Source organism: Kaarinaea lacus, assembly GCF_975902315.1.
The window spans coordinates 1-15,715 of sequence record NZ_CDLKIE010000068.1; the positions used below are offsets into that span (position 1 = coordinate 1).

Genomic DNA, 15,715 nt, shown 5'->3' on the forward strand with positions numbered 1-15,715 from the left:
ACAACCGGATTTGCTGGCAATCCAGGCTGAATTTTATTTTCCCACATACTCCAAAACGCTTCATTGAACCTGCCTGCGTAGGTATCTTCCATTAACCTGGCAAATTCTTCACCGTCACCATGATGCTTTTCCAGCATAGATTGTGTTTGTTTCAATTTTTCCGACATAACAATACCTGTAATAATAATTGAATATAAATTAAGTCGATCGCTACTGGCTACAACCGGGAACGCAAATCCTGTAGTTGGAATCCCTGCAGCGCGTGATTATAAGATTTGGAGAGCGCCATTACCTTAAATAGTTCGCCCATTTCGCCAGGCATAGTCAGGGTCTTAACCTGTTGCGATAACTTCATAAATTCCGGGTCATTGGCATCCACAAATTGCAGCAGGCTTTCCAGTCCGTTGGCGAATAAAAAAAATGCCTGAGTATTGAAGCCGGCAACGTGCAGGCCCGCCGCGTCAGCAGCATTTGCTACTGCACTAAAATTTACGTGCGCGGTAATATCCTGCAAACCAGGATAGACCAGCGGGTTATCATGGGACCGGTGCCGATAATGGCACATCAAGGTACCTTGATTACGTTGCGCATGGTAATACTCATGCTGAGGAAAGCCATAATCGATCAGCAACACAACGCCCTGATCCATAAATTCGGCAACCGATGTTATCCAGGCATCCATGGCGAGGTTTATTTCAGATACATAGTTGTCAGGCAACAAATCTGATAGCGCTTTCACCCGCGATGCAACGTATTCGTTACTAAAATTGTCTTTTTTCCAGACGAACTGCTGTCCATTCCAGGCAATATAAAATTCACCCAGTTGACTCTGCTCTTTATAGAAACGATGTACCGGCATAGCATCCAGCACTTCATTAGCCAGCACCACCCCCTTGAATCCGGATTGAGGTAGTGCTTCCAGCCATTGAATGCGTTCCATGAGATGGGCAACTTTGTTTTGCAGGGTTTTCTGTTGTCGTTGTTTTAGCTCCGCGCTGACTTCAAGGATAAAATAATTGTCAGGCAAGGTATCCAGTCGTTCCAGTTCCAGCAATATATCCGCTGCCATAACGCCGGAACCGGCCCCAAACTCAAGCAAGTCAGCGCCACCATTTACGCTCATCTCTGAGAGCACCTGCGCAACCTGGTGCGCGACGCAACGGGAAAACAGCGACGAGATTTCCGGTGCCGTAACAAAATCGCCGCTCGCACCCAATTTTTGATTGCCCGATACATAATAACCCAGGCCTGGCGCCGTCAGCGCCAACGCCATGTAACGCTCAAAGCTGATACGGCCTCCGTGTTGCTGGATTTCATCCAGGATCAACTGTATCAATCGCTGGCTGTGTTGCTGCGCATCCCTGTCCGGCACAGGAAACTGAAGCAATTGTTTTTCTAGCGAATTCATGGTCTTCGGATTACTATTCATGAAACGATCGGCAACAAAGTTTGTATTACGGAACTGAACGGTGGTTTTCGTTATTCGCTATTTTAGGTTACAGTGTTACTGACAAAACCAAAAGGGGTAACGGCGTGGAGAATAGCACAGACTCAGCTGCTAACACATCGAATTCTGACCTAACCGGAAAAGTCATCCTGGTCACTGGCGGTGTTCATCGACTGGGCGCAGAAACAGCTCGTACACTTCATGCACTGGGTGCCAACCTGGTATTGCATTACCGCCACTCACGTGATCGCGCACTGCAGCTACAAAATGAGTTGAATGAAGTACGCGAAAATTCCGTAGTACTGGTACAGGCAGATATTCTGGATTACCCCAAGCTCCCGGCCGTGATTAAAGATGCTGTTGCCGCCTGGGGTAAACTGGACGTATTGGTTAATAATGCATCCAGCTTTTATATGACGCCCATTGGAACAGTTAATGAAGAACAATGGGATGATTTAATTGGCACTAACCTGAAAGCGCCGTTTTTTCTGTCGCAGGCAGCTGCCCCCCATTTACAGCAACAGCATGGTTGTATTGTTAATATTGTCGATATCCATGCGGACCGGCCCTTAAAAGGCTACCCGATCTATAGCATGGCAAAAGCCGGACTGGCAATGCTCACCAAATCGCTAGCCTGTGAGTTGGGACCTGAAGTCCGTGTTAACGGAATTGCACCGGGCGCAATACTGTGGCCGGAAAGTGAAATTGATGAGGTAACCAAACAACGAATTATTTCGCGTACCTTTTTGAAACGTCGCGGCGATCCGAGTAATATAGCTCAAGCCGTGGTGTTTCTGATTCGTGATGCGATATATACAACAGGCCATGTACTCAATGTCGATGGCGGTCGTTCCTTAAATAGCTAACAACAGAAAACAGGTTATCGATATGAAATCTTACTCGGAATCCTGCGACGAAAACAAATTCCCTATCCTTCAGGTTTTAAAAACCGAATTTGAAGACGCGCATACCATCCTGGAAATTGGCAGTGGAACAGGTCAACATGCGGTATTTTTTGCTGAACAACTTCCTGGTGTACTATGGCAACCCAGCGACGTTTCAGAAAGCCATGCCAGTATCATTGCCTGGGCAACCGAAGCCGGCCTGGATAATGTACTACCTCCGTTAGAGCTGGACGTCATGAAACATCACTGGCCCGCCGAGCAATATGATGGCGTGTTCAGCGCTAACACAACACACATCATGTCCTGGCCCGAAGTGGTGGAATTATTTCGTGGCGTGGGCGCCGTGATTAAAAGCGGTGGAAAGTTCTGCCTGTATGGTCCTTTTAATTATGGCGGGAAGTATACCAGTGAAAGCAACGCTCATTTTGACGAGTGGTTAAAAGCCCGCGATCCCAAAAGTGGCATCCGTAACTTTGAAGCGCTGGATGAAATTGCCAGCCAGCACCATCTAAAATTAATTCACGATTATGAAATGCCGGTTAACAACCGGATACTGGTGTGGCAAAAAACCTGAGTAAGACGCTTACTGATCCGGTTGTTTCAGGGATTCGATTGCTTTCTTAATAGCTTCCATGTCCAGCAATGGGTCCGTTTGCTGATGGCAGGCCAGCTCAAGTATCGGTATCAATTGCTCGCACAATTCATACAGGTGGGGCTGCAGTCGAAACGTATTACCATGCTTGATCATGGTAATGGCTTCGTCCAGCTTCGGGCATACCATATCCAGATCCATTAGACGTTCCGCTTTTCCAGTTTTATCAGAAGCGCAAATACGATTCCGGCCTTTTTGTTTGGCTAAATACAGGCGGGAATCTGCAACCGCGAGCAACTTATCAACATCATCGCCACCTTTATTCATGGAGGCGACACCTAAGCTAATAGTTACCGGTATACGATTACTCTCATAAATAAATTCTGACTCTTCTACGGCTTTACGCAAACGTTCAGAAAGCACTATTGCCGCAAGGCGATTGGTGTAAGGTGATGCCACCACAAACTCTTCACCGCCTATGCGCGCCAGGGAATCACCTTCACGGATGGCAGTAGACAGCACCGTCGCTAGTTGCTGCAACACGGCATCGCCTGCCTGGTGGCCGTACGTATCATTGATGCGTTTAAAGTGGTCGATATCCAGGATTATGATACTGAAGTGTTCGTTCTGGCGCTGCATCTGGGCGAGGTTGGTTGACGCCGAAGCGAAGAAACTACGCCGATTAGCAAGCCTGGTCAGCGGATCAGTATCAGCCTGCTCCTTCAGGTAACGCCGGCTTTGCTCCAGCTCCTGGATAGTTTGCGCGAGCTTGACATGAGCGCGAACCCGCGCGAGAAACTCCACGTGGTCGCTGGTTTTGGCAATAAAATCATTGGCGCCAGCAATAAAAGCTTTTTCTCTCGCCGCGGTATCGTTGGCGCCCGTCACTACAATAACCGGCATATTGATCAAACGAGAAGATTCATGGGCACGCATTTGCGTAATTAAATCGTAGCCATCCATGCGCGGCATAGCCAGGTCGGTAACTACCAGGTCAATATCAAGGTCATCAATCAGCAACTGCAACGCTTCTTCCCCGTTAGTTGCTTCCAGTGAATCAAACTCATCGCCAACAGCACGAGACAAAGTCGCCCGTATCGTCGCCGAATCATCGACAATCAAGAGCTTGGGTTTCCTTGAAGAAAAGTTGTCATCCGCCGACTGTTCTTCAAAATACAAACTGGCGGTTTCGTTACCGTTATACATGCCCTGTGTTCCTGCCTGACCAATGGCACTTATTATAGGTGTTTAATCCTCTGAAGTACGCATTGTGCGAGCGATTAATTCATAAAATATGAATCCTATTCAGAAATATATCGGATAAACCCCGGTAAAATTTACCTGTGGCGGGCAAAGCTAATTAATTGATTCCTTACCTTAATGCACTGTTTTATAAAACATTACCAGGTAAAAGTAATTGGCCAGATGGAGTCTGCATCGGTGGGATTGTTTACGCAGAACTCAGACCACAACGCTGCATAAGATTTCTGCAACACGGGGTGTATTTCCTGAGGCGCTATTTCGGCGAGCGGACCAAGCATAAAAGCATAACGAGTGATTTCAGTACGTGGCACATCCAGACCCTGTTCATGCAAATCTTCGTGGCCAAACAATAATAAATCCAGGTCCAGGGTACGTGGCGCAAACTTCTTTTCATTTCGGTGGCGGCCATGCGCCTGTTCAATTTCCCGCAGGATCTGGGCAACCTGATGCGGCTCTTCCGCCTCAAACCCTACAACGAGGTTATAAAAATTATCGCCCTCAAATCCTACAGCGATACTTTCATAGACTGAAGATTTAGTCAGCTGAATAAATGTATTGCCAAGCACTGCAACACCAGAACGCACCTTGGACTCGCGATCAATATTACTGCCGACGCTTACATAAACCTGTGTCACAACTCTGCCCTTAACTGTTTTGTTCTTTATTCCCGCGCTCTATAACCACGCCAACATCACCGGCATATCGAACCGCACCCGGCTTGTTAATTTTGACTCTCACCCAGGGGATACTGAATTCATTGATTATGATGTCAGCAACGCGCTCAGCGAGAGTTTCCACTAATTGAAACTCACTCTCCTCTACAAACTCAATTAAGCGTTTTGCAACCGATTTATAATTCAGGGTATCTTCAATTTTATCGGTCGCGGCGGCTTTACGAACATCCGCCCCCATTTCCAGGTTAAGACGAACCTTTTGTTTGACTCGACGCTCCCAGTCAAAAATCCCTATAATAGTTTCAATTTCCAGATCATTGAGATAAATAATATCCATGCAGATTTCCGTACTTTATTATTGGTGGTCACTCATTGATAATGACGGCATATAATTTAAAAACGGATACACTATAACCATTTCAAAGCAACGAATCCAACCACTCCCATGACAAAATCGCATTACAACCATCACTATGCTTGAACTTGATTCCCCATTTTTTATCCTGGTTATCGTTGCCTACCTGATGGGTTCCCTCTCAACGGCGATCATAGTGTGCAAGCTAATGGGGTTACCAGATCCGCGAACCGAAGGCTCACAAAATCCGGGGGCTACCAATGTGTTGCGCTTTGGAGGTAAGAAAGCCGCCGCCATTACCCTGGCAGGAGATGCGCTCAAGGGTTTGATTCCGGTATTAATGGGATACGCATTTCACCAGACGGCGGCAAATCTTGGCGTTATCGGTCTGGCGGCCTTTCTTGGACACCTGTATCCGGTATTTTTTTCTTTTCGTGGTGGCAAGGGTGTGGCGACGGCCTTTGGCGCAATTATGGGCATATCCTGGATAGTGGGGCTGGCGGTATTGGCTACCTGGCTCGTAATGGCAAAGCTTTTCAAGATTTCATCGCTCGCTGCCCTCACTGCAGCCTGCCTGGCTCCTTTGTATTTCTGGCTGGTAGAAACCAATGTGCCATTGTTAATTACCTCCGTAATTATGAGTGTCATGCTCATATATCGTCACCGCAGCAATATCCAAAACCTGCTAAAAGGCACCGAAGGTACAATTCGCTGAGCCTGTGATCTTCCACCGGCGCATTCAAAGACACTGATTATCAAGCATATTTTAACCAGGTGCGCATATTTTGTGCTTGCAGAATTTGCACCACTGGGTGATTATTAATTTTGCTTTTAAGGAACAAAACCAGGCTGCCGATACCCTAAATAATGAAGCGGATTAATTACTTAGGTAACTATGCGCCAACTAGTGATCCATCCAACCTCAACAGCTCAATGGCATTCTCTGGTATGCGAAGCTGAACGCGTTGCCAACATATTCCTCGACGAAGAATTACAGAGTTATCTGGTGTTCCTGCTAATGCGGTTTCTCAGCAAACCAGACATTGCTGGCAAAATACTCGCCCTGGAATATATAGAAAGCCTGTTGTCATCGGGGCAGCACAAACAGAATAAACTACGGGATGTTGGTGATGTTTGCCTGATCCACGCCGGTTTTTTTCCCAGGCGTGCCAGGCGGAAACGCGTCAGTGAAAGCTACTTTATTGAACTGGGAAGTGGCGCCTATCATCACCTCTCCGGGGTGGTGGAGCACCAGGTCGCCGATCTTTATTATCGCCTGTCACAGTCATTTGTTTCTATCCGAGACTTGTTAATCGCCATGCGTACTCTGGGTGATCAGCAGCATAGCACGGCCAAAGCTCACAAAATGCCCGAATCTACTGCCAGGCAAGTCGCTGAAAGTGCCGTTTTCACTTCTACGATTACCAGCCGAATAAAACATTAATCCACCGAAAAATTCTCTGGCTGGTTAACAGCAAATTATTGCCAGATGCGCTAAAATAACGCCCGTCGACGCAACGGGCATTATTTTGGCAACCTTAGTTTTTTTACTAGCATAGTTATTTACAACCATTTTCCAGCTGTAAACTCAGATCATGACCATTCAACGTAAAGCCGTTGCCCTGATTTCCGGTGGGCTCGATTCCATGCTCGCTGCCAGGGTGATTATGGAGCAAGGCGTTCATGTAGAAGGTATCAACTTCTTTACCGGGTTTTGTGTCGAAGGACACACCCATGCTATTCGTAAAAAAGACAAGGCCAAACCAAAACGCAACAATGCATTGTGGGTTGCAGAACAACTGGGTATTAAGCTACATATTGTCGATGTCATCGAACCTTACAAAACCGTGGTACTGAATCCCAAACATGGTTATGGCGCCAACCTGAATCCCTGCCTGGACTGTAAAGGTTTTATGGTTACCAAAGCTTACGAATGGATTCAACAACACGAGTTTGATTTTATTATTACGGGAGAAGTCATGGGACAACGGCCCATGTCGCAGCGTAAAGACACTTTGCCGGTCATTCAAAAAGAATCAGGCGCCGGCGACTTGCTGGTTCGCCCCTTGTGCGCAAAAAAATTACCCCCCACATTACCAGAACGTGAAGGCTGGCTTGATCGTGACGCACTATACGACTTTGCAGGCAGAAGCCGTAAACCACAAATGGCGCTGGCGGAAAAATTCGGCATCAAGGAATATGCACAGCCAGCAGGAGGCTGTTGTTTTCTTACCGATGAATCCTATTCCAAAAAACTCGCTGACTTGTGGCAAACACGCGGAAAACGGGACTATGAACTGGACGACATCATGCTATTAAAAGTGGGACGCCATTTGCGTCCACGTTCGAATTTCAAAATTATTATTAGCCGCGAGGAAGGTGAGACCAGATTTCTGGAAGGCTATCGAAAGTCCTTTACGCATTTGCGCACCTTGAGTCATGGAGGCCCTCTTGCTTTGGTGGATGGTGAAACCAGTAAAGACGACTTACACCTGGCCGCGCAACTGGTTGCACGTTATAGCCAGGGGCGTGATGCTGACCATGTAGATATCGCTATCCATCACACCAATGGTGACGTAGAACAACTATCGGTGACACCATTAAAACAGGAAGATATTCCACAGGACTGGCATGTATGAGTGAACATCATCTTGATGCACGAAATATTCTGTGTCCCTTGCCAGTCATTCGTACGCAAAACGCGGTACAGGATCTGGAAAAAGGCGATCTATTAACCGTAGTTTGCACAGACCCGGGCGCACTAAACGATATTCCCATGTGGTCACGCATTAATGGCCATAAAGTACTGGACATGCAAAACGATAACGACGAAATAACAATAACTATTGAGGTAGAAGGGCTTGGGGCATAAACATCACCACCATCACCACGGTCTCCCGGAAAAAAACAGCAGTGGTTTGACCAGCACTGACCGCTACAAAGAAACCAAAAAAGTTACGCTGGTTGGCGCCGCAATAAACCTGTTCCTGTCCTTTATTAAAATACTTTTCGGCTATATCGCACAATCGCAATCATTGATTGCTGACGGCATCCATTCCTTATCTGATTTAATCAGTGATGGGCTGGTACTGTTTGCCGCAAAACATTCACATCGTGAGGCGGATGAAGAACACCCCTACGGCCATGGCCGCTTTGAAACTGTTGTGACAGTTGGCCTGGGTTTACTGCTCATCGTAGTAGCCGGAGGCATTGCCGTTGACGCTATAAGAAGAATACTCGAACCGGAATCACTGATGCACCCCGGCATGATGGCGTTGGTTGTTGCTGCAATATCCATCGCCGCCAATGAATTTCTTTACCAGTACACGATCCATGTAGGCAACAAATATAACTCCAATATGCTAAAAGCCAATGCATGGCATCATCGCAGTGATGCAATATCGTCCATTATCGTGCTGGCAGGTGTTGGCGGCACCATGCTGGGTTTTTATTATCTTGATGCCATTGCAGCGATCGGCGTGGCTGCAATGATTATCAAGATTGGATGGGACCTGAGTGTTCAAAGTGTTCGGGAACTGGTGGACACGGCACTGGAACCGGAAACAGTTGACTCCATCAATGAAACCATCCTGGACGTCGATGGTGTGCGTGAATTACACAGTCTGCGCACCCGGCGTATGGGTGGAGAAGCCCTGGTGGATGTCCATGTGCTGGTGAACCCCAAATTGAGCGTCTCCGAGGGCCATCAAATTGGTGAAAAAGTCCGTGCGCAAGTGGTCAAACAGGTCGATGATGTCACCGACGTTATGGTGCACATCGACCCCGAAGATGATGAAGTCATGGCCCGCAGTGACCACCTGCCCCTGCGCCACAATGTCATTAACGCACTGAAATCCTGCTGGTCTAATATTCCGGAAGCGCAAATAATTGACAATATCACCCTTCATTATCTGGACGGGAAAATCCATGTGGAGTTAACATTACCCCTCGACAAGATGGAAAGTCAGCAGCACGCCCAAAAGGTCGCAAAAAGGCTTCGCCAAGCGAGCATGGAAGTCCAGAATATCGCTGATACCAGGATCCTGTTTTACTAAACGCACCAATACAGTGCAACCAGGGTCTTTTAACTGTCGTTCGCATTAGACGTTCCTGTTTTACAAAGAGTTTTTCCGTGGCACACTATCTGCCCCACGGACAGCAGTGTTCTGAGGCATTTGTACTAAAAGATTTCATAACAGCAAATATTACCCATCTATTTGATTGAGGAGGTTCGTAATGTCCGGAAGTGACGTTTTATCCATGATGAAAGAAAAAGATGTGAAGTTTGTTGATTTTCGCTTCACAGATACCCGTGGGAAAGAGCAACACGTCTCAGTCCCCAGCCATGTCGTTGACGAAGATATTTTCAGCGACGGCAAGATGTTCGACGGTTCTTCCATTGCCGGCTGGAAAGGCATCAACGAGTCAGACATGATTTTAATGCCCGATCCTGATACTGCTGTTATGGATCCGTTTTCAGATGAAAACACTCTGATCCTGCGCTGCAACATCGTTGAACCCTCTACCGGTCAGGGTTATGAACGGGATCCCCGCTCCGTTGCCATGCGAGCCGAAGCCTATCTGAAATCCACCGGCGTTGCAGATACCTGCTTCTTCGGTCCTGAACCTGAATTTTTCATCCTGGACGACGTACGTTGGGGCGCTGACATGAGCGGTGCCTTCTACAAGGTCGATTCTGAAGAATCTGAGTGGAACTCCGAGCGCGTTTATGAAGACGGTAACATTGGTCACCGTCCAGGCGTTAAAGGTGGTTATTTCCCCGTTCCTCCTGTTGATTCATTACACGACATTCGTTCTGCCATGTGTCTGGCGATGGAAGAAATGGGCCTTGAGACTGAAGTTCATCACCACGAAGTGGCCACTGCCGGGCAATGTGAAATCGGTACGCGCTTCAATACTCTGGTGAAACGCGCTGATGGCAACCAAATCCTCAAGTATGTCGTACATAACGTTGCCCACGCTTACGGCAAGACTGCGACGTTTATGCCTAAGCCATTAGTGGGTGATAATGGTAGTGGTATGCACGTGCACCAGTCACTGGGTAAAGATGGTGAAAACATTTTCGCTGGTAATGAGTATGGTGGTCTGTCTGAAACCGCCCTGTACTACATTGGTGGCATCATTAAACATGCCCGCGCATTAAACGCATTTACTAATGCGTCTACCAACAGTTACAAGCGTCTGGTGCCGGGTTTTGAAGCACCGGTAATGCTGGCCTACTCTGCCCGTAACCGTTCTGCTTCGATTCGTATTCCGTACGATCCTAATCCTAAAGGTCGTCGTATTGAAGTGCGATTCCCAGACCCAACGGCCAATCCCTATCTGGCTTTCTCTGCAATGATGATGGCGGGTCTTGATGGCATTCAAAACAAGCTCCATCCGGGCGAGGCAATGGATAAGGACTTATACGATCTACCGCCTGAAGAAGAAGCAGAAATTCCAACTGTCTGCTACTCACTGGACCAGGCGCTGGATTCATTAAACGCCGATCGTGCCTTCCTGACTGCTGGTGGCGTCTTCACCGACGACATGATCGATGCTTACATTGACCTGAAAATGGAAGAAGTTACTTTACTGCGCATGACAACTCACCCCGTTGAGTTTGACCTGTACTACAGTCTGTAAGCTCTGTGATTGGCGTTCCGGCGCTATACTGCAATCGCAGTAGTAAGTAAGTGAGCTATGCTCGAAAATAAAAACGCCTCCAGGATGGGGGCGTTTTTTATTGGGGAGAAATAAACCAATACGTTTGATGGATGTCTATAAATTTAATAAAAAAGCATTCAGGTCATTGTTTTCTCAATAATACTAGCTAATCTATTTGGTATGAAAAATCTGATTCTAATTATCTCGTTGTTAACGCTTACTTTTTTTGCAGAAGCGGCGGTCTACAAGCATGTTGACGAAGAAGGCAATGTCATCAAATACGCCGACGTACCACAGCATCCCGGCGATAAGCCCATCAGCGTGCCCCCACCAGCAATGGAATTTGAATCAAAAACGCCACCCGCTGTGACTACGTTTGAATCACCGAGCAGTTCCTCAAAACAAAAGGCAAAATCTGAAGATCGGAAGCCTGTCACCGCCTATGTGGCCGTTACTATCATGAATATTGAGGATGATCAGGGCGTACGTGCCAACGGCGGTATATTCCAGATCAAACTCGCATCACAACCTGCTCTGGACGTTGAAGCTGGACACCGGTATGCAGTACTCATTAACGGCGAAGTTCACCAGAAGGGCAAAACCACAGAATTTGAACTAAAAAATCTGGAGCGCGGCACACAGTCCATTAACGTAGAAGTGCAAGACAGGGACGGTTCCGTACTTGCCAGTTCCAGCCCCATCACAATGCACGTTCTCAGGCGCTAGATAAAAAGGCTTACTTTGCACTCCAAGCCGTTATTTTGCTTTGCAAAAGCGCTGCATGCGCTAAAATTTTTCATTCCACTCCCACGGCGCACCATATTAGTGCAATAATGCATGTTATTGTGCAACGTTTTGCCCGCAAATAGCACAAACTCGAAAATACCTGGCGATAACGTGCAATTCAACAGCGCGCTGTCTTGTCCTATGTCATTGTATTTTAAATACTTATTAAACAAAATAAAGAGGTAATTCTGGGGAATACTCTGAATTAGTAAAGTTGGTTTGGAAATTGCTATTTATTCAATAAAGGGCCGGAAGTGATACAACACATTGAAATATATAAACAAATTGTAGAAGGGCTAACCAGTGCTGTGCTTCTGCTGAATCGAGATTTAGTGCTCGAATATATAAATCCGGCTGGAGAAATACTTTTTGACGCCAGTACACATCGCCTGAAGGGGACAACCATTGATGAACTATTTTCCAGCAACCAGCACGTCACAGATGAAATTCGCCAGGCACTAAATACTGGAAATCCTTTTACTGAACGTGAACTGGAACTCACGTTATTAAATCGTCGAGTGATCACAACGGACTGTATAGTTACACCCTTACTTGACACTAAAGATAAATCGAATACCAAAAAACGACTGATGTTAATTGAGTTAAATATCATGAACCGAGGTATGCGCATCCCCCGCGATGAGCATCAATTTGCTCAAAGTAATGCGCTGCGCGCCATGGTGCGCGGCCTCGCCCACGAGATAAAAAATCCACTGGGTGGTTTACGTGGTGCCGCCCAGTTACTTGAACGTGAACTTGGCAATGAAGATTTAAAAGAATTTACCAACATCATCATTGGTGAAGCTGATCGACTGCGTAACCTTGTCAATCGACTATTAGGCCCCAACACACCGCCGCAACGCGAATCTATTAATGTCCACGAAATCACCGAACACTTAACCCAACTCCTTAACGTGGACAAACCAGATCAAGTGAAAATCGTTCACGACTACGACCCCAGTATACCCGACGTGGAAGCTGACCGGGACCAGTTGATTCAGGCGTTGCTGAATATTGCAGTGAATGCGCTACATGCAGTCGGCGACAAAGGCAAGATAACGTTTAAAACGCGGGCCAGGCGCCAGATTACCATTGGTCAAACGCGGCATAAGCTGGTTTGCCAAATTGATATTATTGATGATGGACCTGGAATACCGGAAGACATGATAGAGACACTATTCTTCCCCATGGTCACCAACCGGGCCGATGGGAGTGGATTAGGGCTATCAATTTCCCAAACATTGATCCAACAGCACCGCGGGATTATTCAATGCAAAAGTAAACCCGGACGCACCGTATTTAGCGTGCTATTACCATTTAAAAATTCGCAAACATATTAGTGAGTAACATCGCATGAACAGCACAGCTGCAACAAACATAAGTGATTCAATGAGCAAAAAGTCCGTATGGGTCGTTGATGACGACCGCTCCATACGCTGGGTTCTGGAAAGGGCTCTGAAGCAGGCGGATATGGAAGTGGAAACATTCGAAAATGCAAAAAAAGTTTTACAGGAGATCACTGTACGCAAACCTAATGCGATAATCACTGATATTCGCATGCCGGGTATTGATGGCCTGGAATTATTAAACCATCTAAACGAGCAAGCACCAGATTTGCCCGTTATTATCATGACGGCTCATTCTGACCTGGACAGCGCAGTGTCTGCTTACCAGGGCGGTGCCTTTGAGTATTTGCCTAAGCCGTTCGATGTCGATGATGCCATTGAACTGGTTAACCGGGCAATTCAGCACTCAATAAACCAGCAAGAAGCCTCACCAGCTGTTGAAGATTCAGAAACACCCGAAATCATTGGCGAAGCCGCATCGATGCAGGAAGTCTTTCGCGCTATAGGCCGCTTGTCCGGCTCAAAGATTACGGTACTTATTACCGGGCAATCGGGAACCGGTAAAGAATTAGTCGCCAAAGCATTACACAAACATAGTCCACGCGCCGGCAATCCATTCATTGCCCTGAATACCGCGGCCATTCCAAAAGATTTGCTGGAGTCTGAATTATTCGGCCATGAAAAGGGGGCGTTCACCGGCGCACAAAGTCAACGTAAAGGCCGTTTCGAACAAGCCGACGGTGGCACATTATTCCTGGATGAAATTGGCGACATGCCAGCTGATTTGCAGACCCGCCTGTTACGCGTACTCGCCGATGGAGAATTCTACCGTGTCGGCGGGCATACGCCCATTAAAGTAGATGTTCGCATTATTGCTGCCACGCACCAGGATCTGGAGCAGGGAGTACAGGCCGGTAATTTCCGCGAAGACCTGTTCCACCGTCTGAATGTTATTCGCATTCATATGCCACCATTAAAGGACCGCAAGGAAGATGTTCCCCTGCTCATGAAACATTTTCTGGAACTGGCTGCAAAAGAACTAAATATGGAAATGAAGCAGTTAGATAAAGACACAGAGACTTATCTTTCACAGCTTGACTGGCCTGGTAATGTTCGTCAATTAGAAAACACCTGCCGCTGGTTAACCGTGATGTCTCCCGGAAAGATTATTCATATGGAAGACCTCGCGCCGGAGTTGTTGGAAGAAACCAAAAAGACTGGTGATGACACTGATTGGGAAAACGCGCTGAAACGCTGGGCAAACCAGCAACTGGCATCGGGGGAGCAAACAATACTGCACAATGCGGTGCCACGCTTTGAACAAATCATGATAGAAACCGCTCTGCAACACACTGGTGGTCGCAGACAGGATGCCGCCAAACTACTTGGATGGGGTCGCAATACCTTAACCCGTAAGATTAAAGAACTGGGGATGGAAAAATCAAAACAAGAATCTGTGGCAGAAACGGAGGGGTAGCAAATGCTACCCCTCGCGTAATAAAAGTAACTTAAACTTCAGTCAACAATACGAATTAACTACGATCCATCATTTTAAAACCTGCCGGTACGTTAAAGGTACTGTCGCGCTCCTTACTTAGTTCGACAGCTTTCACTTCATAGATATAACGAAATATCGGATCGCCCGCTTTGGGTTCAACATATTCCTTGGCTTTTTTGGAAAAGAAACCGCCTAACATATCCTGAGCCGATTTCATTGGATCGTTTATATCAAACTCGGCTTTCTTTTCTTCTTCTTTAGGCTTCGGACAAGCTTTAGAGTCTGAGAAAAGCTCCATCTTAATTGAAACAGGATAGCCTTTGATTTTGGCCATTTCTTTGCCGGCTGCTGTTTTATAATCTTTACCCTCTTTACTGGTGTCACCCGTAAATGCAGCTAAGGCCATGTAGACCTGCTGCCCGACAAACTTGCCTAAAGGATTATCATTCATCCCTGTAGCCTCTAAATAACCTTCCTGAAAATCAGCGTGCAGTTTCCAGGCTTGCTGCATAGTATCAGTTGGCGCAGTGGTCCACAGCTCCATATGCAGATTATTTTTGTCCATACGTTTTTCTTTGTCGCTAAATTCAACACGCCAATTGACGTCGTACTTTTCAACCCGAAAACCATTTAAATCCCGTGTATCACCTGTTGATTCGACGGTAAACTCATGTTTCGTCATCTCTGTAGTGCATGCAACTGGATTCGCGTTGGGGTCTTGCGGTGCTGGTTCATCACCGGTTTCCGGTGCTCCCAGCATCGACAGTATATTAGGAGCACAGCCTTTGATAGGACACTCGACATAGTTTTTGTCCTCAACATTCACCAGCCAGATTAAATTTTTATCAAGACGAGCGATATCTGTCATTTCACCACCGCCAAAGAATGTACTGGAAACCCAGGAATCATAATCAATATTTTGATCTATACGCCGCCGGTCGCTTCGCGTGTAAACTGTCTGCTTTCCTCGTGCATCGGGCAACAGGTAACCATTAATCACATATTCTGCCTTAATTACGGCGGTAGGATTTTGTGGTGTGTTATCTTCAACCTTGGTTTCACTAGCGCAACCTACCAGAATTACTGTTGATACAACGGCCAAACTTTCTAAAATTACTTTATTCATTTTCTTCCCCATAAATGAAAGTTGAACAATTAGACTGAAGAATTATTATTCGCGCG

Annotated in this window: 16 protein-coding genes; 11 read left to right on the top strand and 5 right to left on the bottom strand. The window is 46.7% G+C overall.

Annotated features, from left to right (window positions below):
• Positions 1-217 precede the first annotated feature (217 nt).
• Complete coding sequence (locus ACWVCM_RS01500; protein ID WP_455199928.1) at positions 218-1,429, bottom strand: class I SAM-dependent methyltransferase; 1,212 nt, start codon at positions 1,427-1,429, stop codon at positions 218-220.
• A gap of 104 nt (positions 1,430-1,533) precedes the next feature.
• Here ACWVCM_RS01500 and ACWVCM_RS01505 point away from each other — a divergent pair, with 104 nt between their 5' ends.
• Together ACWVCM_RS01505 and ACWVCM_RS01510 are read left to right on the top strand one after the other, a co-directional pair.
• Entirely contained in the window at positions 1,534-2,313 is a 780-nt protein-coding gene (locus tag ACWVCM_RS01505; RefSeq protein ID WP_455199929.1) for a pteridine reductase, read from the top strand.
• A gap of 22 nt (positions 2,314-2,335) precedes the next feature.
• Entirely contained in the window at positions 2,336-2,926 is a 591-nt protein-coding gene (locus ACWVCM_RS01510) for a DUF938 domain-containing protein (protein ID WP_455199930.1), read from the top strand.
• A gap of 9 nt (positions 2,927-2,935) precedes the next feature.
• Here the strand turns inward: ACWVCM_RS01510 and ACWVCM_RS01515 are convergent, their stop codons facing one another.
• The 3 genes from ACWVCM_RS01515 to folB form a co-directional block, all read right to left on the bottom strand.
• Positions 2,936-4,150 (bottom strand): GGDEF domain-containing response regulator, encoded by a 1,215-nt coding sequence (locus ACWVCM_RS01515; protein WP_455199931.1) that lies wholly within the window; start codon positions 4,148-4,150, stop codon positions 2,936-2,938.
• A 194-nt stretch (positions 4,151-4,344) separates the two neighbouring features.
• Positions 4,345-4,842, bottom strand: coding sequence for a 2-amino-4-hydroxy-6-hydroxymethyldihydropteridine diphosphokinase (gene folK / locus ACWVCM_RS01520; RefSeq protein WP_455199932.1), 498 nt, complete (start codon positions 4,840-4,842; stop codon positions 4,345-4,347).
• A gap of 10 nt (positions 4,843-4,852) precedes the next feature.
• A complete protein-coding gene (folB, locus tag ACWVCM_RS01525) occupies positions 4,853-5,218 on the bottom strand; it encodes a dihydroneopterin aldolase (RefSeq protein WP_455199933.1) in 366 nt (121 codons plus the stop codon).
• Between the two features lie 136 nt (positions 5,219-5,354).
• Here folB and plsY point away from each other — a divergent pair, with 136 nt between their 5' ends.
• The 9 genes from plsY to ntrC all read left to right on the top strand — a co-directional run bounded on the left by plsY (position 5,355) and on the right by ntrC (position 14,512).
• The gene (gene plsY, locus ACWVCM_RS01530) at positions 5,355-5,951 is read left to right on the top strand and encodes a glycerol-3-phosphate 1-O-acyltransferase PlsY (protein WP_455199934.1); all 597 of its coding nucleotides are present in this window, start codon (positions 5,355-5,357) and stop codon (positions 5,949-5,951) included.
• Positions 5,952-6,143: 192 nt separating this feature from the next.
• On the top strand, positions 6,144-6,680 hold the full coding sequence (locus ACWVCM_RS01535) for a hypothetical protein (RefSeq protein ID WP_455199935.1): 537 nt from the start codon (positions 6,144-6,146) through the stop codon (positions 6,678-6,680).
• Between the two features lie 151 nt (positions 6,681-6,831).
• Positions 6,832-7,875 carry a hypothetical protein gene (locus tag ACWVCM_RS01540; RefSeq protein ID WP_455199936.1) on the top strand — a complete coding sequence of 348 codons (1,044 nt, stop codon included), beginning with the start codon at positions 6,832-6,834 and terminating at the stop codon, positions 7,873-7,875.
• Positions 7,872-8,108 (top strand): sulfurtransferase TusA family protein, encoded by a 237-nt coding sequence (locus ACWVCM_RS01545; RefSeq protein ID WP_455199937.1) that lies wholly within the window; start codon positions 7,872-7,874, stop codon positions 8,106-8,108. Before ACWVCM_RS01540 ends, ACWVCM_RS01545 begins: the two co-directional genes overlap by 4 nt.
• Positions 8,098-9,291 (top strand): cation diffusion facilitator family transporter, encoded by a 1,194-nt coding sequence (locus ACWVCM_RS01550; protein ID WP_455199938.1) that lies wholly within the window; start codon positions 8,098-8,100, stop codon positions 9,289-9,291. Before ACWVCM_RS01545 ends, ACWVCM_RS01550 begins: the two co-directional genes overlap by 11 nt.
• Before the next feature lie 181 nt (positions 9,292-9,472).
• Entirely contained in the window at positions 9,473-10,882 is a 1,410-nt protein-coding gene (glnA, locus tag ACWVCM_RS01555) for a glutamate--ammonia ligase (protein ID WP_455199939.1), read from the top strand.
• Positions 10,883-11,083: 201 nt separating this feature from the next.
• Positions 11,084-11,629, top strand: coding sequence for a hypothetical protein (locus tag ACWVCM_RS01560; RefSeq protein WP_455199940.1), 546 nt, complete (start codon positions 11,084-11,086; stop codon positions 11,627-11,629).
• A 314-nt stretch (positions 11,630-11,943) separates the two neighbouring features.
• On the top strand, positions 11,944-13,029 hold the full coding sequence (gene glnL / locus ACWVCM_RS01565; RefSeq protein WP_455199941.1) for a nitrogen regulation protein NR(II): 1,086 nt from the start codon (positions 11,944-11,946) through the stop codon (positions 13,027-13,029).
• A 49-nt stretch (positions 13,030-13,078) separates the two neighbouring features.
• Positions 13,079-14,512 carry a nitrogen regulation protein NR(I) gene (gene ntrC, locus ACWVCM_RS01570; protein ID WP_455199942.1) on the top strand — a complete coding sequence of 478 codons (1,434 nt, stop codon included), beginning with the start codon at positions 13,079-13,081 and terminating at the stop codon, positions 14,510-14,512.
• A gap of 55 nt (positions 14,513-14,567) precedes the next feature.
• On the opposite strand, the gene ACWVCM_RS01575 is transcribed toward ntrC, so the two are convergent.
• Positions 14,568-15,659, bottom strand: coding sequence for a hypothetical protein (locus tag ACWVCM_RS01575; RefSeq protein ID WP_455199943.1), 1,092 nt, complete (start codon positions 15,657-15,659; stop codon positions 14,568-14,570).
• Between the last annotated feature and the right edge of the window lie 56 nt (positions 15,660-15,715).

Bases quoted from the DNA above. Each gene is read 5' to 3' on its own strand.
- ACWVCM_RS01500 (WP_455199928.1), bottom strand. From the start codon at position 1,429: ATGAATAGTAATCCGAAGACCATGAATTCGCTAGAAAAACAATTGCTT.
- ACWVCM_RS01510 (WP_455199930.1), top strand. From the start codon at position 2,336: ATGAAATCTTACTCGGAATCCTGCGACGAAAACAAATTCCCTATCCTT.
- ACWVCM_RS01515 (WP_455199931.1), bottom strand. From the start codon at position 4,150: ATGTATAACGGTAACGAAACCGCCAGTTTGTATTTTGAAGAACAGTCG.
- folB (WP_455199933.1), bottom strand. From the start codon at position 5,218: ATGGATATTATTTATCTCAATGATCTGGAAATTGAAACTATTATAGGG.
- plsY (WP_455199934.1), top strand. From the start codon at position 5,355: ATGCTTGAACTTGATTCCCCATTTTTTATCCTGGTTATCGTTGCCTAC.
- ACWVCM_RS01540 (WP_455199936.1), top strand. From the start codon at position 6,832: ATGACCATTCAACGTAAAGCCGTTGCCCTGATTTCCGGTGGGCTCGAT.
- ACWVCM_RS01545 (WP_455199937.1), top strand. From the start codon at position 7,872: ATGAGTGAACATCATCTTGATGCACGAAATATTCTGTGTCCCTTGCCA.
- glnA (WP_455199939.1), top strand. From the start codon at position 9,473: ATGTCCGGAAGTGACGTTTTATCCATGATGAAAGAAAAAGATGTGAAG.
- ACWVCM_RS01560 (WP_455199940.1), top strand. From the start codon at position 11,084: ATGAAAAATCTGATTCTAATTATCTCGTTGTTAACGCTTACTTTTTTT.
- ntrC (WP_455199942.1), top strand. From the start codon at position 13,079: ATGAGCAAAAAGTCCGTATGGGTCGTTGATGACGACCGCTCCATACGC.
- ACWVCM_RS01575 (WP_455199943.1), bottom strand. From the start codon at position 15,659: ATGAATAAAGTAATTTTAGAAAGTTTGGCCGTTGTATCAACAGTAATT.